General features: G+C 44.8%; 17 protein-coding genes and 3 tRNA genes. 6 read left to right on the forward strand and 14 right to left on the reverse strand.

What is annotated here, in order from left to right:
• Positions 1–148 precede the first annotated feature (148 nt).
• Positions 149–289 (forward strand): hypothetical protein, encoded by a 141-nt coding sequence (locus tag QUA27_RS22080; protein ID WP_333070521.1) that lies wholly within the window; start codon positions 149–151, stop codon positions 287–289.
• A gap of 101 nt (positions 290–390) precedes the next feature.
• On the opposite strand, the gene QUA27_RS22085 is transcribed toward QUA27_RS22080, so the two are convergent.
• The 10 genes from QUA27_RS22085 to murA all read right to left on the reverse strand — a co-directional run bounded on the left by QUA27_RS22085 (position 391) and on the right by murA (position 8,844).
• Positions 391–1,266: a DMT family transporter gene (locus QUA27_RS22085; protein WP_333070523.1), complete on the reverse strand. Its 876-nt coding sequence runs from the start codon at positions 1,264–1,266 to the stop codon at positions 391–393.
• 251 nt (positions 1,267–1,517) lie between these two features.
• Complete coding sequence (locus QUA27_RS22090; protein ID WP_333070525.1) at positions 1,518–4,892, reverse strand: hypothetical protein; 3,375 nt, start codon at positions 4,890–4,892, stop codon at positions 1,518–1,520.
• 205 nt (positions 4,893–5,097) lie between these two features.
• Positions 5,098–5,179: transfer RNA gene (locus QUA27_RS22095), tRNA-Leu, on the reverse strand.
• Positions 5,158–5,376, reverse strand: a complete 219-nt coding sequence (locus QUA27_RS22100) for a M48 family metalloprotease (RefSeq protein WP_333070528.1) — start codon at positions 5,374–5,376, stop codon at positions 5,158–5,160. The genes QUA27_RS22095 and QUA27_RS22100 overlap by 22 nt, the downstream gene beginning before the upstream one ends.
• A gap of 257 nt (positions 5,377–5,633) precedes the next feature.
• The gene (locus QUA27_RS22105) at positions 5,634–5,870 is read right to left on the reverse strand and encodes a hypothetical protein (RefSeq protein WP_333070530.1); all 237 of its coding nucleotides are present in this window, start codon (positions 5,868–5,870) and stop codon (positions 5,634–5,636) included.
• Between the two features lie 203 nt (positions 5,871–6,073).
• Positions 6,074–6,155, reverse strand: a tRNA-Leu gene (locus QUA27_RS22110).
• Positions 6,134–6,322, reverse strand: a complete 189-nt coding sequence (locus QUA27_RS22115; protein ID WP_333070532.1) for a hypothetical protein — start codon at positions 6,320–6,322, stop codon at positions 6,134–6,136. The genes QUA27_RS22110 and QUA27_RS22115 overlap by 22 nt, the downstream gene beginning before the upstream one ends.
• Before the next feature lie 38 nt (positions 6,323–6,360).
• Positions 6,361–6,442, reverse strand: a tRNA-Leu gene (locus tag QUA27_RS22120).
• Positions 6,421–7,290, reverse strand: coding sequence for a M48 family metallopeptidase (locus QUA27_RS22125; protein ID WP_333070533.1), 870 nt, complete (start codon positions 7,288–7,290; stop codon positions 6,421–6,423). The genes QUA27_RS22120 and QUA27_RS22125 overlap by 22 nt, the downstream gene beginning before the upstream one ends.
• Before the next feature lie 138 nt (positions 7,291–7,428).
• Positions 7,429–8,844, reverse strand: coding sequence for a UDP-N-acetylglucosamine 1-carboxyvinyltransferase (gene murA / locus QUA27_RS22130; RefSeq protein WP_333070534.1), 1,416 nt, complete (start codon positions 8,842–8,844; stop codon positions 7,429–7,431).
• Positions 8,845–9,209: 365 nt separating this feature from the next.
• Between murA and smc the strand changes: the two genes are divergently transcribed.
• The 5 genes from smc (at position 9,210) to QUA27_RS22155 (ending at position 19,607) form a co-directional block, all read left to right on the forward strand.
• Positions 9,210–13,094 carry a chromosome segregation protein SMC gene (gene smc, locus QUA27_RS22135; RefSeq protein WP_333070535.1) on the forward strand — a complete coding sequence of 1,295 codons (3,885 nt, stop codon included), beginning with the start codon at positions 9,210–9,212 and terminating at the stop codon, positions 13,092–13,094.
• A 68-nt stretch (positions 13,095–13,162) separates the two neighbouring features.
• A complete protein-coding gene (locus tag QUA27_RS22140; protein ID WP_333070536.1) occupies positions 13,163–14,188 on the forward strand; it encodes a PRC-barrel domain-containing protein in 1,026 nt (341 codons plus the stop codon).
• Between the two features lie 289 nt (positions 14,189–14,477).
• Positions 14,478–15,500 (forward strand): SGNH/GDSL hydrolase family protein, encoded by a 1,023-nt coding sequence (locus tag QUA27_RS22145; protein ID WP_333070537.1) that lies wholly within the window; start codon positions 14,478–14,480, stop codon positions 15,498–15,500.
• A gap of 81 nt (positions 15,501–15,581) precedes the next feature.
• On the forward strand, positions 15,582–17,762 hold the full coding sequence (locus tag QUA27_RS22150; RefSeq protein ID WP_333070539.1) for a hypothetical protein: 2,181 nt from the start codon (positions 15,582–15,584) through the stop codon (positions 17,760–17,762).
• Positions 17,763–17,774: 12 nt separating this feature from the next.
• Positions 17,775–19,607 (forward strand): DUF6798 domain-containing protein, encoded by a 1,833-nt coding sequence (locus QUA27_RS22155; RefSeq protein WP_333070540.1) that lies wholly within the window; start codon positions 17,775–17,777, stop codon positions 19,605–19,607.
• A gap of 94 nt (positions 19,608–19,701) precedes the next feature.
• Here the strand turns inward: QUA27_RS22155 and QUA27_RS22160 are convergent, their stop codons facing one another.
• From QUA27_RS22160 to rfbC, 4 genes are all read right to left on the reverse strand, one after another.
• Complete coding sequence (locus tag QUA27_RS22160; RefSeq protein ID WP_333070542.1) at positions 19,702–20,676, reverse strand: glycosyltransferase family 2 protein; 975 nt, start codon at positions 20,674–20,676, stop codon at positions 19,702–19,704.
• 92 nt (positions 20,677–20,768) lie between these two features.
• Positions 20,769–22,559 (reverse strand): hypothetical protein, encoded by a 1,791-nt coding sequence (locus tag QUA27_RS22165; protein WP_333070544.1) that lies wholly within the window; start codon positions 22,557–22,559, stop codon positions 20,769–20,771.
• Positions 22,560–22,665: 106 nt separating this feature from the next.
• Entirely contained in the window at positions 22,666–23,538 is an 873-nt protein-coding gene (gene rfbD, locus QUA27_RS22170; RefSeq protein WP_333070547.1) for a dTDP-4-dehydrorhamnose reductase, read from the reverse strand.
• Between the two features lie 2 nt (positions 23,539–23,540).
• Positions 23,541–24,086 (reverse strand): dTDP-4-dehydrorhamnose 3,5-epimerase, encoded by a 546-nt coding sequence (gene rfbC / locus QUA27_RS22175; RefSeq protein WP_333070549.1) that lies wholly within the window; start codon positions 24,084–24,086, stop codon positions 23,541–23,543.
• Between the last annotated feature and the right edge of the window lie 39 nt (positions 24,087–24,125).

Here is a 24,125-nt window from a genome sequence, read left to right on the forward strand (position 1 = left end):
TCAGATAGCACTCAGTTTTTTCGCTTCTGTGCTTTATTGCGTAAGCATCCCTATTTAAAAACTGTCCGGAGTATTGACATAAATAAACCTCTGCTGTCTTTTAGTTTTATGCTAACAATAGGTAGTCTAGTATTAAATTACCGAGTGATTGTCTAAGTGCAAACACTTAGACAATCGCGAAAGTGCGCTCTTTCAAATTATCGGTATTTATGAAGACTTCTCAAAGCTCGATCGCCTTTGCCATCCCGAATCCCAAAGGGCGATCGGCATTCCTTTAGTGAAAATATAACTTGTCAGATTAGATAATATAAGTTATTAGATTCAGAAAGAACAAGTTATGCCTATTTTTTGAGTGTTTATCTATACGCAACACTTTTGTCTAAAAACTCATCACTTCAAACCCAATAATAAGGCGATTCCGCCGATCGCACCAACTACCCCCAAAACAGCCCGAATGCTCACTTTTTCACGCGCCAGCACCGCTAAAGGCAGTATAAATAGGGGACTGGTAGAACTGAGTGTTTGAGCGATTGCTGCGGGTGCATATTTCAGTGAAGTCTGTTGCAGGGAAATCCCGAGATAGGTTCCTAAAAAAGCGGCCAGAATTATTGCACCTAACATTTTTGAGGATTTTAATTGTTTGAAACTGTCAAGGTTTGTGGGCTTCAAAAAGCACAGCATGACTGCCATGCCGCCGCTCAAACGCAAGGCGGCTGTCCACAGGGGATCGATATCTATTTGAGTGAAGGCGGCGCGGGATAAAATTGCTCCAGCGGCGTGGCTTGTTTGTCCTAATAAACTAATACCTAATCCCTGCCAAAGATGTTTTGATGATAAGGTTGTTTCGGCTGTTCGTTCGGCAATTACCCACGCTACGCCACAGATTGTTAAAAGGATGCCAGTACAAGCAATGGGCGATAACTTTTCTTGCAAAAATATTAAGCCCAATAAAGCTGTTAAAGGGGGAGATAGGGTTTCTAAAAGCAGCGTTCGCCTCGCGCCTAAATATTTTAATACAATAAAGAAAGCGGTGTCTCCGATGCCAATTCCTAGGCCGCCACTAATCAGCAGCATTGCTAAAATATTAGGGTTGATTGCGGCTAAGGGTTTGCCTAAAATTAGTACAGTGGCAAGGAGCATGAAAAGGGCGATCGCGCCTTTGAGCAAGTTGAGCACCACTGCGGGGATTTGCTGTCCTACTCGCTGCCATATTATGGAAGATAAGGCCCAGACAAATGCAGCGCCTAAAGCGGCGATTTCACCCATAAAATCTGTTGACTGTTGACTGTTGACTGTTGACTGTTGTTACCAATTACCCATGCCCGATTCCCCATGCCATATAAATTAGGGTTCCCGGTGGCATACCTGGAACCCTAGATTTATTAAGCTTTTTTAGCAGTGGGCGGTAAACATAAATCAATACCATCATGTCCGAATAGAGGAACGAAGCAATTCGCTTGTGCTTTGGGATTGCTTCGTTCCTTTCTTCGGACACCCAATATATGTCTACCTACTGATTAACGTTGTGGTAATTGCGGAGGTTGAGTAGGTTGAAATTGTGACCGCATATCTGTTCTTACCCAAGAAGAAAAACGATCGGGACGAACGCATTCAGCATTCTCTAATTCGTCTTTGAGTTTAGTGGCGAAAGATTCAAACATATCGACTAACGCCTGACGATCTGTTAAGCAACCTTGGAGAGCAATAAGTTGTTCCAGCGTCCAATTATACAGTTGAGTGTCCCCTTGTTCAATGCGTAAATAGAACTGACTCTCAAACTGTGCAAGATTAGAGTAGAAGTTCTCAACTTCGGACTTTATCAAGTTCATATCCAGGTAGAATTGTTGCTGTTTCAATTCTGCAAAAATCGTATTCTTGAGGTTCTGCGTGAAGTTTTGGTTCAGCTCCTGATTGACGATCGTAGAGACATCATTACGGAAGTTGAGAATCTTGTTATCCAAGCTAGTATTAATGCGATTGTCAAGATCGTTGACAATATTATTAGTCACTAACTGCACGTTGTGATTGCTAGATTGATTAACAACCGTATTGATGCGTTGATCCATGTTAGATTCAATCTGCTGAATGACCAGATTTTTAATGTTTTGGCTTTGGTCAGCAATTTTGAGATTAACTACCGCATTAATCCGCTGATCCATGTCGTGTTGAATTTGCTGAACAATTTGAGTGTTAATATCTTGAGATAGATTAGACACTTTCAGGTTCACGACATTATCGATGCGTTGATCGATGTAAGTTTGCATCTGCTGAATCACCAGATTCTTCACATTCTGGGTTTGATCGGAAATCTTGATGCTCACCACATTCTCAACACGCTGATCAATAGTATGTTGGAGTTGCTGAATTACCTGATTAGTGATTTCTTGAGATTGATTGGCGATTTGGACATTAACGGAGTTACTAATGCGCTCATCAATATCAGCCGACATTTGATTAATTACCTGAGTATTAATCTCTGTAGATTGATTGGCAATTTTGATGTTAACTACATTCTCAATCCGTTGCTCAAGTTCAGTTTGCATTTGCTGAACTACGAGGTTCTTAACTTCTTGAGTCTGATTAGACACTTTGAGATTAACGACGGACTCAACACGCTCATTGAGTTCGGTTTGCATTTGTTGCAGCACTAAGTTTTTAATCTCTTGGGTTTGTTCAGAGATTCTTAAATTCACCTGCTCACTAACAATGCGGGGGATTCGGGAAATAAATAAGTCGTTGAGATTTTTGTTGAAGTACCCCGACCAATTGTGGAAATTCTGATTAAAACTAACTTCCATTTGTTGGGTAAGAGTCTTAAGCATAAACTCCAGCCGTGCTACCTTCATCCCTAAGTCTTTAGCTTGAGTTTGATAGCCTTTAAGCAGCCATTTTTCCAAATTGTCCCAATAAGCTTCTTTTTTATCGTTCGGGTCATCTGTTACTGTGATGGAAGTATTGATTTGGGCTGCCATTTGCTGCCACATTTGTTCCATCTGAGCTTGGTCAAAACTGAAGTTAAATCCACTGCTAATATCGATATTTTCAGTCCCCGAGCTAGTTGTACCACCAGTGGTAACTGGTATACCACCAGAGCTAGTTGTACCACCACCAGACGTAACTGCTGTACTACTAGAGCTAGTTGGGCTACCACTACTCACTACACTAACAGTGCTGCCGCTGCTGCCCATACTAACAGTGCTGCCGCTGCTGCCCGTACTAACAGTGCTGCCGCTGCTGCCCGTACTAACAGTGCTGCCACTGCTGCCCGTACCAGGTTTTTGTTTTGCCTTTTCTTGGTCTACTTCTACATCACTGATGTTGTTGATTTCTAAAACAACTTGCCCTTGGTTATCTTCTATGTAGGTATCAAAAAAGAAGCCGGAGATGGTTGTTTTTTCTTTGACTTCAAAAATAACGTCATCTTTGAAGCCATTTAAGGAACACCAACTTTCGCTAAGTTCAATTCCTGTCAACTTGGAGATAAATTTTCCCCCTTGAATCAAGAGTAACGCCCAAGGTTCTAATTGGAAATTTTTTGCTTCGGCTCCATAAGTGGCATTGCTTTCCCGAATCTTGACGCGATAGTTCCCAGGGGCTAACTCGATTGAATTAGCATTGGCTTTTTTAAGATTTGAGAGAGAATTGCTATCAAGCGGATAGCAGTTTGTCTTGCTATCAACGGTTAAAGTTTGGGGATTCTGTTGATTGCCAGTGATTGAAACAGTGACTTGTCCTTGATTATCAGCACTATAAATATCAAAGAATAAAGCACAGACTACAGCTTTTTCTTTGATATCAAACTGCAATTTGTCGTTATAGCCGTTTAAAGTTGCCCAAGTTCCACCTGTCTCAACACCTGTTTTTGTGTTGATAAAGGTACTGCCATCAAGTCCATAAATCCAGAGAAAAACAAAAGGCTCACCGACGGTATCGGCACTATAACTGTAGCTACCACTGGTAATTTGGATGTCAAAAGTTCCTTTGTCTAATGTCAGAGACTTAGCAACATTTTGTTGCAAGTTATTCATCTGATCGGTATTGATAAGGTAACAGTTTTCTTTTGTATCAATCGTTAACAGTTTCATAGTTGCCTCCCTAGTTGTAGTAGTTGTTTTTGCCGCTTGTGTAGCTTCCGTGTTAACTTTTGGAGTGATGGTTGCGATCGCTTCTGCTGCTGGTTGATAAACCGCTATTCCTGCCCAACGACCGCTAGGCTTGGTTTGAGCCACTAATGTGCCTTTACCTGTCTGGGTATTAATGCGGATTAATTGACCGTCTTTTCCCAAATTAAAAAATCTGCCGGTAACGCCATAAAGGACATTGCCAACAAATTCCATACTGCCAATACCAGGAAATCCGGTATCACCAATAGTTTTAACTTCGCTAGTATCGAGATTGCATCTAGCAAGTAATTTCTTCTTTTCGTAACCAATTAATGTGATATATGCTATGCCATTGCTATCAAAGGCAATTTCGCCACAGTTGTAGTCTTTATTAGCTACTGTAGCTACTGGTGTACCTTTTCCTGTTTTGATATCCAGGGCAATCAGTTGTTTAGCTGTGCTGGCATAAAGGGTTTGACGTTGGGGATTATAAGCCAAGCCGGCTGTAGCAAAGCCCGTATCCCCAATGACAATCGTATCGCCCGTTTTGATGTCAATTTTTACGAGCTGCGTTGTGCCGCCTTCTCGATCGATGCCATAGAGTTGTGAATCAACAAAGGCAATCTCATACAGTTCTGTAACGATCTCACCGATGAATGTTGCTTTACCTGTGGCTAAATCAAGAGTATACAGTTTACTTAACTGATTTGAGACACAATCTTGGATATACACTGTCCCTGGAACCATAGCTAAATCCAAAGAAGATATATTGCTTGCCTGATTACTCATCTTTTTCTGTTTTTATTACATAAAAAAGCAGATGAAAGTAATAGTGCGGTTGGTCATCAGTTATTTCAACTGATTTGGGGAAAATACTCGGCTAGCAACGAGAGCCACCAGCGAGTGCGAGATAAAGTGATTAGAGATGCAGTGGGAACTGCTTGGCTATTTAGCACAGAGTCCTTTATTAAGACATCACTAGCTTTCCTCGCAGTGGGCGGGGAGAGAATCGAACTCTCATACCTTTCGGTGTCAGATTTTGAGTCTGATGCGTCTACCAATTTCGCCACCCGCCCTTTTTGGTTTCATCATAATAACAGACCGATCGATTGGCTCCTAGCAAAGATTCATAATCTTTTAAACTTGCCCAGCGATCGATCTCTCTGGCGCGCAATACTGGTACAGGATGGGACAACTGAGCCGTCTGAGCTTGTTTGAGCATATCTCCGAGTTGAGTGCTGCTGAGGTCGTCGTAGGATCGCGCCTGCGCCAAAAACGCATCTACATTCAGTTTTTGGTAATCACTTAATGTGATATATGCTATTAGACTTGTTTGGCAAAACTGTTAAGAACTCATAATCTAGGTTGCTGGTGACGGTATTTCCGTTAGTGCTGATAAACTCAGCATCTGCTAGAATTGGTGGTCAGTTTGACTGATCCGGAGATGACTATTAATCTATCTAGAAGGGTAGATAATTTTTTTTTTCGTAATCAAACGTAACATCTTTCTCTTCTTTCAGTGGTGCGAAGTCAGTAGTAACGAGCATTGTATCGAACTCGTTCTCGCTCCATACCATAGAGTTGTGAATCAACAAAGGCAATATCATAAACTTCTGTAACGATCTCACCGATGAAGGTTGCTTTACCTGTGGCTAAATCCAGAGTATACATTTTACTTAACTGGTTCCAGACACAATCTTGGATATAAACTGTGCCTGGAACCATAGCTAAATCCACAGAAGGTATATTGCTTGCCTCCTTACTCATCTTTTTCTGTTTTTATTACATAAAAAAGCAGACGAAAGTAATAGTGCGGTTGGTCATGAGTTATTTCAACTGAAGTTCGGAAAATACTCGGCTACCAACCACAGCCACCAGCAAGCGATATCAAGTGATGAGAGATGCACTTGGAGATACTTGGCTACCTAGCACACAGTTCTTTATTAAAAGATCACTAGCTTTTCTAGTAGTGGGCGGGGAGAGAATCGAACTCTCATACCTTTCGGTGTCAGATTTTGAGTCTGATGCGTCTACCAATTTCGCCACCCGCCCTTTTGGGTTTCACCATCATAACACACCGATCGATTTTGCACAAGAGATTCACAATCTTTTGAACTTGCCCAGCGATCGATCTCTCTGGCGCGCAATACTGTTACAGGATGGGACAACTGAGCCGTCTGAGCTTGTTTGAGCATTTCTCCCAGTTGAGGGCTGCTCACAGACTTCTTTATTAATACATCACCATCTTTTCTAGTAATGGGCGGGGAGAGAATCGAACTCTCATACCTTTCGGTGTCAGATTTTGAGTCTGATGCGTCTACCAATTTCGCCACCCGCCCTTTTTGTGGGTTTCAGCATCATAATACACCGATCGATTTTGCACAAGAGATTCATAATCTTTTGAACTTGCCCAGCGATCGATCTCTCTGGCGCGCAATACTGGTACAGGATGAGACAACTGAGCCGTCTGAGCTTGTTTGAGCATTTCTCCCAGTTGAGTGGTGCTGAGGTCGTCGTAGGCCCGCGCCTGCGCCAAAAACGCATCGACATTCAGTTTCGGAGCTAAAGTCGGCGAACCTCCGGCCAGTTTCATCAACAGTGATGCTACCACTCTTGGGTCTTGAGTCGCGAGCAAGGCGGCGCGATCGCACGTAAATTCCGCACACCGCAACCATTCCAACATTTGCGCCTGCAAACCCTGCGCGAGCACGGCTCCCACAGGCGAAATTTGCCCTGCGGCCAACACAATTAAATTAGCCAGAGTCAGGTAAACTCCGTGCTCGCACTTCAAATGCCCCAACTCGTGAGCAATTACTGCCTTAACTTCCTCATCTGTGAGCAAATCAATCAGAGAAGTGTGCATCACCACAAAAGGCTGTTTTCCCCGCATCGCAAAGGTGTAAGCATTCGGCATCGGATGCTGGCGGACATAAAGCTGCGGCGGCTCCAAATCCAGAGTTTGGCAGGCATCCAACAGCAATTGATGCAGGTGGGGCAATTGATTTTCGCCGACTTGGACGCTGGAAGCCAGATTTTCCAGCATAAAAAACTGTTCGCCAAGTTGTCCCAGCAACTGCCGCACGATCAAATCCAGGCCGGGCAGTTGTTTGAGAGTGCTGGTAGCTTCCAAGTCTAGCGGGTGGCGAAACTGGTCTGCTTTTAAACCGATGAGGGGTATGTTCGACATTTTAGTCAGTTGGGAATGGGGAATGGGGAATGGGGAATGGGGAATGGGGAATGGGGAATTGGCCAAACAGGGAAGTCTTTTGCTTCTTCCTTTTTTCCTCTTCCTTCTTCCTTCTTCCTTCTTCCTTCTTCCTTCTGACTACTTTAAACCCGATCGCACGGGATTGACAGGAGCCTCAGCAGTCGCCGGGTCTGTTCCCTCTTTGACGCGCCGCAACTTAGCTCCCAATTTTTGCAGTTTCACTTCTAACTGCTCATAGCCGCGGTCTAAGTGCTGCAAGCTGCTGATGGTTGTGACACCATCGGCTGCAAGTCCCGCTAACACTAACGCCGCCGAAGCCCGCAAATCTGTTGCCACTACCGGCGCACCCGACAGCCGCGACACTCCGCGCACAATCGCTACATTGCCTTTCAGGCGAATGTCGGCGCCCATGCGGTTGAGTTCTGCTACGTGGCGCAAGCGATTCTCAAACACGGTTTCTTTGATCAAGCTGTCGCCTTCGCTCAGCGTCAGCAAAGCCATAAACTGAGCTTGCATATCTGTGGGGAAACCGGGGTAAGGCAGAGTTTCTATGTCTGTGGCCGAGTGAGTTTTGCCGGGAACTATCCGCAAAATGTCGGGGGATTCTGCAATAATTTTCGCCCCAATAGTCTTCAATTTGGCAATGACTGCCGTCAGGTGGTCGGGAATTACCGGCGACAAACTGATTTCGGAGTGAGTGATGGCTCCTGCTACTAAAAATGTTCCGGCTTCAATGCGATCGGGAATAATTGAATAGTCTACCGCGTGCAGCTTGGGAACTCCCGAAATGACGATCGTATTCGTGCCAGCGCCTTGAATTTTAGCTCCCATTGCGCGGCAGAAATTCGCCAAATCAGCGACTTCCGGCTCTTGAGCCGCATTTTCAATCACGGTTTCTCCTTCAGCCAGAGTCGCCGCCATCATCAAAGTTTCAGTTGCGCCGACGCTGGGGTAGTCCAAATAAATTTTGGCTCCTTTCAGGCGGCGGTTGGGCCCCTTGACGTAAGCGTGAACCGTGCCGTGGTCGATGTGGACTTCGGCACCTAGGGCTTGCAGACCGCGAACGTGAAGTTCAACGGGTCGGGCACCGATGGCGCACCCACCGGGCAAGGGCACTTTGGCAAATCCCAAACGCGCTAGCAGTGGGCCGATGATGAAGAAGCTCGCCCGCAGTTGGCTGACTAATTCGTAGGGGGCTTGAGCGTCTATGAGGTTGCTGGCGTTGATGTCTAAAACGTCGCCGTGCTGTTGTAATTTGACTCCTACAGCCGAGAGAATTTGTCCCATGCGGGCGACATCGACTAGACCAGGAACGTTGCGGAGACGGCAATCCTCTGGGCATAGCAGGGCTCCTGCCATGACGACTAAGGCCGAGTTTTTGGCGCCGCTGATTTTGACGTGTCCTTTAAGGGGCTGGCGACCCCAAATTTGCAATACTTGTTGGTCGCTTTCAGGTGAAGCTGGCACGTTAGATGAGTTCTGAGCTGGTGTAATGGGTTTGCCCTCCATAATGCGCTTCGTTACTTTATACATTATTAATTTTGGTTCGATTTTACCGGAAAGTTTTTATATGTCTAGGGGTAACATTAGGAATTGCGGGAATTATATTTGCTGAAATCCTCTCTGGGTATGGCTTTCATCTTTAATCCCACAAATAATGTCGATCGAGTTTCATGGAGTTATCTGTATCAAAATTTACGTTAATTTGTAGCGCTCGCTCGGGTCGGAGGTATTGTACTTTTGTCAACGAGCTTTTGAAGTAAAATGCAACTCGGTTGTTGACAAAGGTGTAAGATATCGGTTCGATCGACAATGGGTGAAAGTTTATAGATTGTCGATCGCCCCATTGCCTGTGCTACCCTGTGACAACAACCTAGAGCCAAAGCTACTCCTAGCATATGGTTCACATTAAACGGATCGAACTGACGAACTTTAAATCTTTTGGCGGCACGACGGCCATTCCCGTGCTGCCCGGTTTTACTGTGGTTTCCGGGCCCAACGGTTCTGGGAAGTCCAACATCCTCGACGCTTTGCTGTTTTGTCTCGGACTTTCGAGTTCCAAGGGAATGCGGGCTGAACGTTTGCCGGATTTGGTGAACAGCGCCCAAAACAAACGCGGTACGATCGAAGCTAGCGTGACTGCGACTTTTGCGCTGGAAGATGTGGGGGAGGAATGGTTCGCCCGGGATGAAGATGAGGAGGAAAATGCAGCAGATGAGTTATCTGTTGAAGCAGAGGAAGTCGAAGGGATAGAAATTGTCGAAACTCAAGACAACAACGGCCCATCACCTGCCAATCGAAAATCGCCTCTATCTGTTGAAGAAGTCGAAGGGATAGAAACTGCCGAAACTCTAGACAACAACGGACAATCATCTGCCAATCGAAAATCCAAAATCCAAAATCCAAAATCCGAAGAGTTATCTGTTGAAGACGTAGAAGAGATTGAAATCGCAGCAACTCAAGACAACAACGGGCAACTACTCGCTACCAATCGAAAATCCAAAATCGAAAATCCAAAATCGGATGAGTGGAGTGTGACGCGCAAACTTCGGGTAACTCGCCAAGGTACTTACACTTCAACTTATTACATTAACGGCCAACCTTGCACGCTGACACAACTTCACGAACAACTCAACCGCTTGCGAATTTATCCCGAAGGCTATAACGTCGTGCTGCAAGGAGACGTTACGAGCATTATTTCGATGAATTCTAAGGAACGCAGAGAAATCATTGACGAATTAGCGGGCGTGGCTCAGTTCGATCGCAAAATCTCTTTAGCTAGGCAGAAGTTGGATGAAGTTAAGGAGGTGGAAGAACGCAGCCGGATTGTAGAAAAAGAGCTGATTTCTCAGCGCGATAGACTTGCTTCCGATCGCACAAAAGCGGAAAAATATCAAAAATTGCGGGCGGAATTTCAAGAAAAGTCGCAATGGGAAATTGTGCTGAAATTCCGGCAATTGCAGCAGCAAGAATGGAAACTGCGAGAACAAATCGAAACGGGCGATCGCACTTCGGCATCTCTCACCGAACAACTGCAAGCAATTAGCACCCAAATTCAAGCAGCAAACGCCGAACTTGATGCGCTGAATGCCCGCGTTAAAGCTTTGGGAGAGTCGGAATTGTTGGCTTTGCAAGCGACGATTGCAACTCAGGAAGCGGAACGGCGGCAACTGCAAAACCGCAAACAGGATTTGGAAAAAACTGCTGGGCAAATGGCTGCTAACATAGCACAAACCGAGGAAGAAGTTCGGCAATTCCGCCAAAGTTTGGAGCAAATTGAGATTGAAATATCTTATGTTAAGTCTCAAATAGGAATTTTGCAGGAACAGCGGGATGCCGCCCAGCAAAGTTTAGATGAAAGTCGGGAAGTTGCAAATGCGATCGCTTCGACGGCAGAAGTTTGGGTACAGCAGCAGACGGAACTGCACCGCCAAATCGAAACAATTCAACAAACTTTGGAACCGCAGCGTACAGAACAAGCTACCATTGGCGAAAGAGCCGATCGCCTGCAAAGTCAAATTCAAGAACAAAACCAATCGCTGCAAGTATTGGAACAGGAAATTGCAGCGAAAAAAGAGCAGCAATCTCGCCTGGTGGAAACCAAAGGCGTGGCATCTTTGCAAGTAGAATCGCTGAATCAGATTTTAGTCGAAGCCGAACAAGAATTGCAACTGCAACAGGAAACTCAAACTCGTTTGTTGGAAGAACAGCGGGAAAGACAGCGCAAATTAGACAAACTAGAAGTGCAGTTTCAAGCACTGCAAGAAGCGACGGGAACGTTTACGGCAAAAATTGTCGCGCAAAGCGGAATTGGCGGAGTTTGCGGCTTGGTGGCTCAACTCGGCAGGGTGGAACCGCGCTATCAGTTGGCGCTGGAAATTGCGGCGGGCGCGCGCATGGGAAATATGGTGGTGGAAGATGACAGCGTTGCTGCTGCTGCGATCGAATTGTTGAAACAAAAACGGGCGGGAAGGATGACGTTTTTGCCTTTGAATAAGATTAGGGGCGGCAGGTATTCGGTGAATGAAAATTTGCGGCGCGCGGCTGGATTTGTGGATGCGGCTGTTAATTTGATTGATTGCGATTCGCGGTATCAAGAAATTTTTGCTTACGTTTTTGGCAGTACGGTTGTGTTTAGCAACCTCAGCGACGCCCGCCGCTATTTGGGACAGTACCGAATTGTCACTTTGGACGGGGAAATTTTGGAAACTAGCGGGGCGATGACTGGGGGAAGTTCAACTAACAGATCTACCTTGCATTTTGGCACGGTTGAGGCTAGTGAGGCTGCTAGTGAAGCGCGGACGATCGCATCTCTGCAAGAAAGGTTGGAGGAAATTGAGCGGATTTTGGAACGGTGCAAAATTGCGATCGATCGCGCTTCTGTTGCAGTCAAAACTCGCAGCCAAGAATTGATGGAAGCGAAACAAAATTTGCGCGAACATCAGTTGCGCTTGGAACAGTTGGATTCTGAAATTAAGAATTTGCAAGCGCAACAGGAACAAGTGCGATCGCAAATTGCGAAAAATACACAGGAATTAACTAATTCGCGATCGAGATTGCAGTTGCTGGAACGAGAATTGCCCGCACAGGAAACTCAATTGCAGCAGTACCGCCAAACTTTGGCGCAGTTGGAAGAGTCGAACAGTCACAGCGAATGGCAGCAAATGCAATCGAGTTTGCGCGCTCTTGAAGCGCAACTGCAAGAGCGAGAATTGGCTCTGAGAAACGTCCAGCAGCGCCTTGTAGACTTGGAAAATCAATTCGGGCGTTTGGAAGACAAAATTAAGGAAGGCAGCGAGAAATTGCAGGAATGGCAAGTGCAGCAAAACGCGGGGGCGGAGGCGATCGATCGCATTGTTTCGCAGCAGTTAGAACTCGATGGACAAATTGCAGCAGCTAAGGCGGCTTTGGGGGAAATTGAGGAAAAATTGGGCGTGCAGAAAGGAGAGCGCGATCGGGCGGAATCTCAATTGCGAGAGAAGCATTTAGCCAAACAGCAGTTACAATGGCAGTTGCAAAAACTGCACGAAACCCAGCAAGAACGCCGGGAACAATTAGCCTCCGTCCGCACTCTATTGGAAGCGCAGCGGGCGGAAATGCCCGACCCCGTGCCGTCGATTCCTGAAAATGTCGAGAAAGCCAATTTGACGGAATTGCAGCAAGAAGTAAAGGCGATCGCCAAACGCATTCAAGCTTTAGAACCAGTCAATATGCTAGCCTTGGAAGAGTACAACCGCACTCAAGAACGCCTTCAAGAATTGAGTCAAAAATTGACGACATTGGAAGGAGAACGCACTGAACTGCTGTTGAGAATCGAAAACTTTACAACCCTCAGGCGGCGCGCTTTTAAGGAAGCTTTCGACGCGGTTAACGAGAACTTTCAGACTATCTTTGCGGAACTTTCCGAAGGCGATGGCTATCTCCAGCTAGATGACCAAGAAGACCCCTTCAGCAGTGGCTTGAATTTGGTGGCTCACCCGAAGGGCAAACCCGTACAGCGGCTGGCTTCCATGTCTGGAGGCGAAAAGTCCTTGACGGCGCTGAGTTTTATTTTTGCGCTGCAACGCTACCGCCCGTCTACGTTTTACGCTTTTGATGAAGTGGATATGTTTCTGGATGGGGCAAATGTGGAGCGATTGGCTAGAATGATAAAACGACAGTCGGAACAAGCCCAGTTTATTGTTGTGAGTTTGCGGCGACCTATGATTCAATCGGCTGAGCGTACAATTGGTGTTACTCAAGCACGGGGAGCTTATACTCAAGTCATAGGACTGAAGTTGTAGTCCCGGAGTTTATGTTAACGCTCGTGTTGAGTGATATATGTACTTAATAAATCAGGATTAAAGTTAGAATGACATCCGAACAAATCTGCCAACGCTCCGACATTCTAGGCACTCAGGTCATCACCCGCGACAGAGGTAAACGCTTGGGGGTGGTTAGTCAATTGTGGGTGGACATCGATCGGCGGGAAGTTGTGGCGATCGGTCTGCGTGATAATATATTTGCGGTCGCTGGAATGCCGAAGTTTATGTTCCTCAGCAATGTCAGCGAAATCGGCGACGTGCTGTTGGTGGAAGATGAGAGCGCGATCGAAGACGATGTTGATGTTGAAGTCTACAGCATTTTGATTAACAGCGAAGTTATTACCGAAACTGGCGAACTTTTAGGTAGGGTGCGGGGCTTTAGGTTCGACCCCGAAGACGGTAAATTAGTTTCTATAATTATCGCTTCTCTGGGAATCCCCCAAATCCCCGACCAAGTTCTCAGCACTTACGAGTTGGGGATTGAAGAAATTGTCAGCAGCGGCCCGAATCGCTTGATTGTGTTTGAAGGTTCCGAGGAAAGGCTCAGGCAGCTTAGTGTGGGTTTGCTGGAGCGCGTTGGTTTGGGCCAAGCACCTTGGGAACGAGAAGAGGACGAGGCAGGTTATTATCCGAAACCCGTGGCTACGGGAAATCAATTGGGCCCGGGCGTGCGGATACCTGCACCGGAAATGCGGAGCCGGGTAGCTGCGCCTGCGGTGGAGGAAGTTCCTTGGGATGAGGATTTAGAGTGGAATCGGCCTGCGGTGCGCCAGCCGATGCGCGCTGTACAGGCACAGCAGCCTGAGCCAATAATCGACGATTACGAGGATTACGAAGAGGATAATTGGGGCGGCGAGGAGGACGATTATGAGGAGGAGTACGAGGAGAAGCCGCAGTACACTCGCTCTGAGAGTTCTCGCCCCAAGCAGCCGGTGGTGCAGTACGAGTACGACGATGATGTGGAGGCTGATGCTTGGGCTGACGATGAGGCGCCGAAGCCTTACCAGGCTCCTCGGGTGAATATCCCTGAGAAGACTAAGACTCCTGAGTACGAGGAGGAGCCTGGTTATTAGAAATTAATCGCTCGGTTGGGCGGGTTTACGAGATTGTTTGTTTTAGACATAGATAGTTGTGAAATCCGCCCCTACAATGGCCTGTAGGGGCGGGTTTCACCAACCATATCGGCGTAAAACCAACTATATAATAAACCCGCCCCCGCCCAACGAATAATCGGAATCTACATTTTTTTGGAGTATCTCGAACATCAGGTTAATCTAGATTATCGGCTGTGTGGGGGCGGGTTTATCTAAATTGTTGGTGAACCTCAAATATTGTTTGTAAAACCCGCCCCTACGCTAAATTATGAAAAAAACTTTTATTAAAACCTTTATTTTCAGATTAATAACATATCTAATTTTTCCAATCTTTTTATCCACAACCACCGCTGAAATTGTCTTGCGAGTTGCGGGATACAAACCCTGGCAAATAGAAAATGTTGATGTCGCCGTCGAACCAAAAGGTAACTTTTTCACTAAAGACTCGGAACTCGGCTACAAACATTTGCCGGGGAAATTCAAGGTGACACTTAACGGCAATTACTCATTTAATGCAACCCACCTCGATAATAGTCTCAGAATAACACATCCCCTCAATACTTACAATTCCTCCTCAAAAAAGCCAGAAATTTGGATATTTGGCTGTTCTTTTACCTACGGTTGGTCATTGAATGATAGCGAAACTTATGCTTGGTTGCTGCAAGAGAAATTACCCAAATATGAAATAGTTAATTTTGGCGTTAACGGCTACGGCACGCTGCACTCGTTGATTCAATTCAAAGAAGCACTCAAACAAGGAAATAAACCCAAAATTGCGGTGATTGCTTATGCGGGTTTTCACGACCGCCGCAATACTTTGTTAAGGGCGAGAAGAAAGCAAATGGCTGCTTGGAATAAACTCGGTATTCTGTTGCAGCCTGATGCTAGGCTGAATGGAAAAAATAATTTTACCTACAAGATGGCAAAACTTGAATATCACGAGTTCCCGCTGATGCGGGTTTCTGCATTAAGCCATTTTTTGGAGGTTAATTACAATCAATTTGAAGAGGGATTGTACAAAAGTCACGAGGTTTCTAAGGCAATTATTGAAGAGTTTAACCGTGTGGCTGAGGCTAATGGTGTTAAGTTAGTTGTGGTGGGAATTAATAGCGGTTCTGCTAAGATGTTGCAGGAGTTAAGTCAGGAGGGAATTGCTACGGCGGATATTTCGGTTGATTTGAAAATACCTGCCAATAATAATTTACCTCATGACCTTCATCCAAGTGCGATCGCCAATCGGCAATATGCAGAAAAGTTGGAAGGTTTTTTGCAACGTACTGTTTTAAAGTAAGTTAACGAACCGCGAAGGCGCAAAGGGCGCGAAGGAATAGAGAAAGAGGAAGTTTAGAAGTTATTTAGGGCTGCGAGAGTGATGGGATTATTGAATTTTGTTTTTTTTAAATGGCCTAGAAAATTTATAATTGATGGTTTTTTCCTGTTTCTACTTGTTCTTATAACAGTTGCAGTAACATCAATCTATGTATCCAGCGAACATACTTTCTATTGGTGGGATTACGCGGGCTACAACACCGCTACAGTCAACACGGCAAATTTATTTCGAGACTCGCCCGATAAAGCATGGCGCGGAGTTATAGAATCGCTATCTAAGGAAAAAAACCTGTTAATTTCTCTGCCGTTAGTGCCGTTTATTCTCTTATTTGGCGAGTCTCGGCTGAGTTACATTCTGAGCGTATCCCTGATTTATGTGCTGCCGTTTCGCCTGTTGCTGGGGGCAATTTCTGCAAAGCTAATTCCAGTTTATCCCCGCCGGGTGTTTTGGTCAACTGTGCTGCTGAGTTTATTAATTCCGATGAGTTGGATACCGACTCTGCGGGGATATCTGGATACTGGCGGCTGTGTGTTTGTAGCCTTGGCAATTTGGGTTTATTTGCAGGATGTTAAGCTGAAATCTTGGTGGAAAATCCCGTTAATTGGGTTTTTGCTGGCGGCGTCGATTCTGTTGCGGCGTCATTTTGCTTATAGTGCGATCGCATTTTTTGGTGCAGCGACTTTACAGGCTTTCATCGAGTTTATTGTACTAATATACCGTAAAAAAACTTCGTTGTCGTCTCCAAAAGACAAGGACGCAACAGGGCCGTTTGCCTACAGAAGCTTGTTTGAATCCGCTGTTAAATTGGGATTGATAGCTGCCACTAGCTTGACTATTTTAATGTTGGTAGCGGGAGATTTTACTCGCAGTGCTCTGACGGTTGACTACCGCAATTTGTATGTCGCTTGGAGTTTGCCTGTAAATGATATTTTAACTCGTTATGCGGATTTTTACGGTTTGGGAACTTGGCTGCTGGTACTGATTGGTTTTTCTGCAGGAATTCTCACTCGAATGCTGGTTCCGGCGGCGGCTATTTTTGTTTCATTGTTTGGGGTTTTGTCGCTGATTGAATGGCTGTTAGTGTTGCGTTACGGCTACTTGCACTATACAATTCATATTACACCGATCGCACTTTTGGGATTGTCAACATTTTTCTGGACAACTTGGCTGACACTCAAGGGAAAAGTCCGGTATTTGATGCTGGGCGCGGCGGGTTTGTACCTGGTTTTGAATGCCGCAGTCGGGTTAATTCCTCTCAAAATTGATTTGCCAAGACTGTTTGTGGGTAATTTTCCGCCGTTAGTGCGATCGGACTACGACGAAGTTGTAAAATTAGTGGAGTTTCTGCGAAAATTAGCACCCAACGAAGAACCGATTTATATTGTCGGTGCTTCTAACAATTTCAATGCTAACATTCTCAGACAAGCTAACCGAAAATTAAACCCGCCGGAGGGTTGGTGGAAATTAAATACCATTGGGAGGCCGCAAATTGACTCGCGCGATACTTACCCGCTACCGGAGTTGTTGCAGGCCCAATATGCGGTGGTTGCTGTACCTTTTCAGCAGGTGTTACCGACTGACGAACAAGTTTTGCGATCGCACGAACAAGATGTTGTTAAAGTTGTGTACGATGCCTTTACTCAAAACTGGGAAATTGCCCGCGATTTCCAATTGCTACCGGAACAGTTTAAGCTAGAAAACGGCGTGACTGTCAGCGTTTACCGGAGGATGCGGCCGACTGATACAGCAACGGCAGTTAGGACTCTGGAGGCGATGCAGCGGCAAATAGTCGATCGACCGGGCACGCAGTTAGATTGGATTAGTTTGCATCAATCAATCTACACAAGTGCCAATTATTCAGTCAGTCAAGAATCGGATAACCTGTATAATATTGTAACTCATCCAATTAAAAACAGCAAGAAACTCGATACATCTTTCCTGTATTTAGGTTCCATCTCAGACAAAGCGAAAGTTATCGGCCAACTCAATTTACCTAACAAACAATGCCCGGGAATTGCCCTGCGCTTGACTTTGTGGGACAAGCAAGGTAAATTAGTAGACTCAGCAGAGATGGCTTACAGTCAAAAAAGTGCGATCGGCTTAAATCTATTAGTTGAGGGCAAAAATCCCATTTATCTGCTGCTTGAGGTATTGAGTAGCAGCAAACAGGATTTAACAAACCAATGCCAACTGGAGATTAACAATTTGGCTGTCAGTAGGTAAGTTGAACCGTCAATGCAAAAACATCAAAAATCCCACTGGTATTTTAATCTATCTCTGTATACTTTTGTCATCATCGGTTCCCTGATGGCAACTGGCTATATTTTTCCGATTGGAGGCAACTTTCCCGAAGTGCCGCCAATTCAATTTATGTTAAATCCTGAACTATACAAAAATGACTATTACGTTCAGGAAATGGTTAAGTTTAATCCGAGATATTACTATTATTATATTATCTATTTGCTCGCCAACTTAGGAACAAGCATTCCCCTAGCGCACTTTATTTATCAATTCCTAGCCTTCGGTTCATTTATCCTAGCTTGCTACGCAATTCTCAATATCTATACTAATTCCAAACTGCCCGCCGCAGCGATGGCTTTTTTATGTATAGCCGCTTCATTTACAGATGTTGGTAACACCCTGATATTTTCCACAAAATCAGTACCCAGTACCTTCGCAATGGGTTTCGCCATCTGGGGAATTTACTTTAGTTTGCGCCAGAAATGGCTGACCGGATATTTCTTTTTTGGACTGGGTTGTCTGCTGCAATTTTTAGTTGGTTTATTGCCGGGATTGATGATGGTTCCCGTTTTATTTATTGAATCTGTAAGACAGCGGAAGTTTAAAACACTGATTTTGGCGATCGCACTTTTAGCAGCAATGGCAAGTATCGTTTACGTACCGATGTTATTAACAGGTACTACCAGCACTCACACTATCGACAACGCCGAGTTTGTCTACATTCATGCGAAAGTCCGCAACCCCCACCACATCCTCCCGTCAAATTGGGATGTCGGGAATTGGTTCAACTTTATATGTTTCATAATGGGTGGGTTGCTGTGCATCAAAAATTCCGATTTATTGCCAAAAGAAGACAAGATTAATTTTTATGTAATTGTTGGCACATCAATTTTTGCACTCTTTCTAAATTACGTCTTTGTCGAAGTTTACCCTTTGGCTTTTATCGCCAAACTACAGTTAGCTAGAACCGTACCTTTTGCTCAATTAATTATATTTATTGCTGTGGCTTTGACGGTAGATAGACTTTACAGAGACAAACAAATAGCTGTTAGCTTGTTGCTGTTAGCTGTACTAACTTTGCCTTTTCGGGGTATAATTTTCCTAGTATTATCAGTGTGGCAAACAAAAAATTACTTATTTCCCAAACGATATAATATATTGTTGTGGATTTTAGCAGCAGCAACGGTAATTTTTAGCTTGATATATCCGGTGACTGACTCGTGGGAAATAATTGGCGATCGAATAATTAGCATCCCAGTGCTTTTCTCAATCCTCGCCTTCCCATTCATTTTAGAAGAAACATCCCTAGCTACATCTATAAAACAGACTCTAACTCACACATTAGCCTTAATAACTACTACCACCTTAGTTTTTGGAATAGCAGGAATTCTGCCCAAACCAATATTAAATGTATTTCAAACAAGAGTTAATATCAATGCCGTTCCCAGGGACGACTTAAGCAGATTAGCTGTGCGTTTTTCGCAAATTAGCAGCCGCGATGTACTCGTATTAGTTCCACCCTCAGTTACCAGTTTCCAGTTTTTCTCCGACAGAGCGATTGTCGTCAACTTCAAGAACTTTCCCTTTACCGAAAAAGGCATTAAAGAATGGCAAAATCGCATGGAAGCTGTTTTAGGGGTTCCCTTAAACCCGCAAATGATTTGGGGAGGAAATGACTTTTTTATCCGACGCAGCAGTGCGGATTTAGTCAAAGTAGCCAGAAAATATCATGCCGATTATATCCTGACTCGTACTGATTGGCACCCAAATATTGACGGAGAAATAGTAGAGCAAGAAGGCAAATGGATACTGTTTAAAATTAGATAATACTATTCTTGAAAACATGAGAGATTTATTCAGTCTGGCGAAGGCCGATTTTGTTTGTATAGAAGCGGTTTCAACCGCCGAATCCGATCTGCGGTTAAATATCAAAACCCGAATCATCAATAATTTCGCTAATTTGCTTGTCCACATAATCAGCATCCACATTCCGCGCCATCAACTCAGCTAAAATCCCCAAAGAAATCAACTGCACCGACAGAATTGTACACAAAATCCCAAAAAATAACAAAGGTCGATTCCCGATCGGCCCAAAATTCATCCCCGCCAAATTCAGAAACCAAATAACTATCAAATAACTCAGCGAAACAGTTCCAACCAAGCCAAAACACAATCCCAAACCCCCAAACAAATGACCCGGTTTGTGCAAATACTGCGTCGTGGCTAACACCGTCAACAAATCAATAAATCCCCGCGCATAACGTTCCCAGCCGTAATTTGATTTTCCGTGCTTTCGCGGATGATGTTCCACCACTACTTCCCCAATTTTAAACCCTAAATTGTTTGCTAAAGCCGGAATGTAGCGGTGCAATTCCCCGTACAATTTAATAGACTGCAAAACTTCCCTACGGTAAGCTTTAAAACCGCAATTCATATCGTGCATTTGCACCCCCGTCAGCAAACACGCAACGGCATTAAACAGCTTGGAAGGTAAAGTTTTAGAAAGGGGGTCGTTCCGCTGTTTTCGCCAACCGGAAACTAAATCAAATCCCGATTCTAAATGATGTAAAAATTTGGGAATTTCAGCGGGGTCATCCTGCAGGTCAGCATCGAGAGTAAAGATAATTATCCCTGCTGCATTGCGAAATCCTGCTGAAAGTGCGGCGGATTTGCCAAAGTTGCGGCGGAGTTTAATCGCTTTAATGAGTTTGGGATGTTGGCTGGCTAAATCTGCGATTTCTTGCCACGAATAATCGCGGCTACCGTCATCTATGAAAATGACTTCGTAATTGTCAATTCCGGTTTGGGACATGACAATTTGGATTTTTTCAAACAGTAATTTGAGGGTGGCTTCTTCGTTGTGAACGGGGATTACGAAGCTGAGATGTTTTGGCATAGGGCTATTCTATTTCATTTGTGTTGTAAATGAGATTTTTTTATTAACCGCAGAGGGCGCTGAGGGCGCAGAGAAGGAGAAAGAGAGGTTTTTTAGTTTTTATTGATAACTTGGGAGTTTCGCAATGCTACCCAACCTTTGCGGTTTTTAAAGGAGGCATAGGCTGTCAATAATTTATCTGTTGGTGATGTTTGAATGTATCCTCTCCAAGCTGCGAATTCGTAGGAAGGGCCAAACAAGTTAACTAAATCTGGGCGCGGAAATCCTGACATGGCAAAACCTCGAACGACATTTTCTTGGTTGAGAATGGCAATACATTTTACATTGTTTTCGGGGTCTCCTACCCAGCCAATTACTCTCGCTGCTGTTGGTGCAAGTGGGGTGGCTGTATCAAAATATCCGGGTACTCCGTCTTTGGGTGCTGACAGTAAATTTGGGTCTATTTTTGTGTCTAATGCTGCACAGAAATTGTGTTTTTTGATGTCTCGGTTAAATGGCACTAATTTGTTAGTTTTTAAGGCGTCGATTAACCCGACAAAAGCGGCGGGTTTGTTGCCTACGCGGTCTTTAATTAGCGTTACGTCGGTGATGCCTAATTGCAGTGATAATGCTACTAACGGTTGATAAGTTGCTCTGCGGGCGATCGCCATTGCAGTTTCGCCTCCCACCCCGTACATTAAAATAATCCCGACTGTGGCGGCTGCAAACAGCGGTGTCAGCCAACGCCCTTGAATTCTTGGTGTTGGCTGCAACTCGCGCACCCACAATACTGTCAGCACAATTGTGCTCATCCAAAACAAAGCTGGGAGTGTGGCGTAGCGGGAAGCGGTCGCCTGTTCGACGCCAAATCCCGATCGACTGACAGCGGCCATTAACGCCGTTTGCAGCGTGTAAAGTTGGATTGATAGCCAAGGCAGCCAATCCGGGCGATCTACCTTTTTTACAAATAGCCAATAACCCACAAAACCAGTCGGCGCCATCAAACCAATTATACCAATAATTGAGGCAAAAATAATATTTTCGCTAAAAATTCCGCCGAGATAAGTGGGAATATATTCGAGAGTTTTGAGCGGGTTAATTTTAGTTAAAGAAGGGTGATGAGATGGAGTTTTATAAGTTAAAAAATAAATGCCAATCACGGCAATCGAAGCAATGAAATACAAATAAGTTATTCGCCGAGGAAACCGCAGCACAACAGCAGCAGCACACAATATCGGCCACAAAGCTAAAGGAGTGCTGTAACTAATACAGCCTAAAACGCCAAAAACAATGCTGCCAATTACCCACTTATTTTGTTTCCAGCCTTCGTTACCAGGCTCTGCCTGCGAATGAATATCTAGAGGTTCCGCCTCCCTCTTTCTTAGCAAAAGCGTCACATAGGATTGCAAACAAAATATCGAACAAATCACAAATAAATTAGCAATTATCCAGTGAACGCCGCTGAATCCCCGCATCCAATTGTGAGCCGCCGCCGGAGTAAAATTAAAAATAGAAATGCAAAGCAGTAGCGAGATAAATTGCAGCGGAAAACGCCTCAAATTTAATGGAAGCAGAGCAATTAATACGTGGCACTGAATCCAAGCCAAGAACCATGCCACTAAACACAAACCAATATTTGAACCTTGGGTGACAACTATATTCAAGCCATAAATAATTGCCGGAATCAAGACAAAATGCTCGTTCGCCCGAAATATCCAATCAAAAGGGTTTGTAGAGAAACCATCTACTGAATAAAAATTCCAGGTCATCCACCAATAATCAAAATTAGACAAGTCTCCCGCTTGGGATATCAAGTACAAAATATATGACGCTGGTATTAGAATGCCGAAAACTGATGCGGCAATTAAAATATATTGTTGCTTGACTTTCATGGATTCAGACATGGGGAGATTTTTAATGGGGAGCGGCGAGTTTAGGTGAGAAACTTTGCATATAACAGGTAACTCATGAACCAAACCCGCCCTCGCGTTTTGAGTTTTCCTCGATTTTTTATTTCAGTTCTCTAGCCAGCATTTGTCTGAGCCCTTGCCGCCAGTGGGGAGGATACGTGCCTAGAAGTGCTGATATTTTTACCGTAGAGAGGACAGAAAAAGCGGGACGTTTTGCGGGTGTCGGATATTCCGCGGTGGTTATAGGAATTACGCGCTGAACTTTTAGGGGAAAGCCGAGTTGTGCTGCTTCCTCAAAAATGGCGATCGCAAAATCGTACCAACTACAAACACCGCTATTAGTGTACTGGTAAGTCCCAAAAGTTTCTTGCCCAAGCAGAGGAATAATTTGCGAAATTGCCTCCGCTAAATCCCCCGTCCAAGTAGGACTTCCGATCTGATCTGTTACTACTCGAATTTCTTCTCTTTCCTTTCCCAACCTCAGCATAGTTTTGACAAAGTTGCCTTTGCCTCCGTTGCCGTAAACCCACGCGGTTCTAATAATAATATGTCGGTTTCCCGCTTTCCGAATTGCTTCCTCGCCTGCTAATTTAGATTTACCGTAAGTTCCCAGCGGGTTCGTAGAATCTGTTTCCAGATAAGCAGAACCGTGGGTGCCGTCAAATACATAATCAGTAGAAAAGTGAATCAAACTTGCTCCCAGTTTTTCGCATTCTTCTGCGAGAATTCCCGGTGCAATGCCGTTGACTGCATTTGCTAATTCCGGTTCGCTTTCTGCTTTGTCTACCGCAGTGTAAGCACCCGCATTGACGACTAAATCCGGTTGAATTTCAGCCATTGCTTGAGGGATGCTTTCGGGTAGGGATAAGTCGAGGCGAGTGCGATCGACCGCAATTACCTCTCCCGAAGATAATAAAATCGGCTGCAATTCTTGAGCTAGCTGTCCGCTGCCGCCTGCGAGTAAAATTTTCATGATCAAAACACTTGAGCTCTTTTCAACGTTTGTCCAGCTTGGTCTTTAGCTGATAAGATTGGTTGGTCACCATCTAGCGGCCAGTCGATCGCCAAATCTGGGTCATTCCACAGGATACACCGCTCGTGTGCTGGTGCGTAATAATCTGTCGTTTTGTACAAAACTTCAGCCGTCTCCGAAACCACTAAAAAACCATGAGCAAATCCCGCCGGAACCCAAAATTGCCGTTTATTTTCTGCACTCACCACACAGCCAACCCACTGCCCAAAAGTCGGCGAACTTTTTCTAATATCCACCGCTACATCAAAGATTTCGCCAGCAACTACCCGCAGCAATTTGCCTTGAGGCTGCTGCATTTGGTAGTGCAAACCGCGCAACACATTTTTAGAGGATTTGGAATGATTGTCTTGAACAAATTCTGCCGTCACACCTGTTTTTTCGACAAAAACTTTGTGATTGAAACTCTCAAAAAAGAAACCGCGATCGTCTCCGAAAATTTTTGGCTCAACGATCAGAACTTCCGGTATTTCAGTAGATATAACATTCATAGTTGGCTGTATCGCGTGATAAACTCCTACTCAGTCTAG

The organism is Microcoleus harperi Pol14_C6, from assembly GCF_036701295.1.
GTDB lineage: Bacteria > Cyanobacteriota > Cyanobacteriia > Cyanobacteriales > Microcoleaceae > Microcoleus.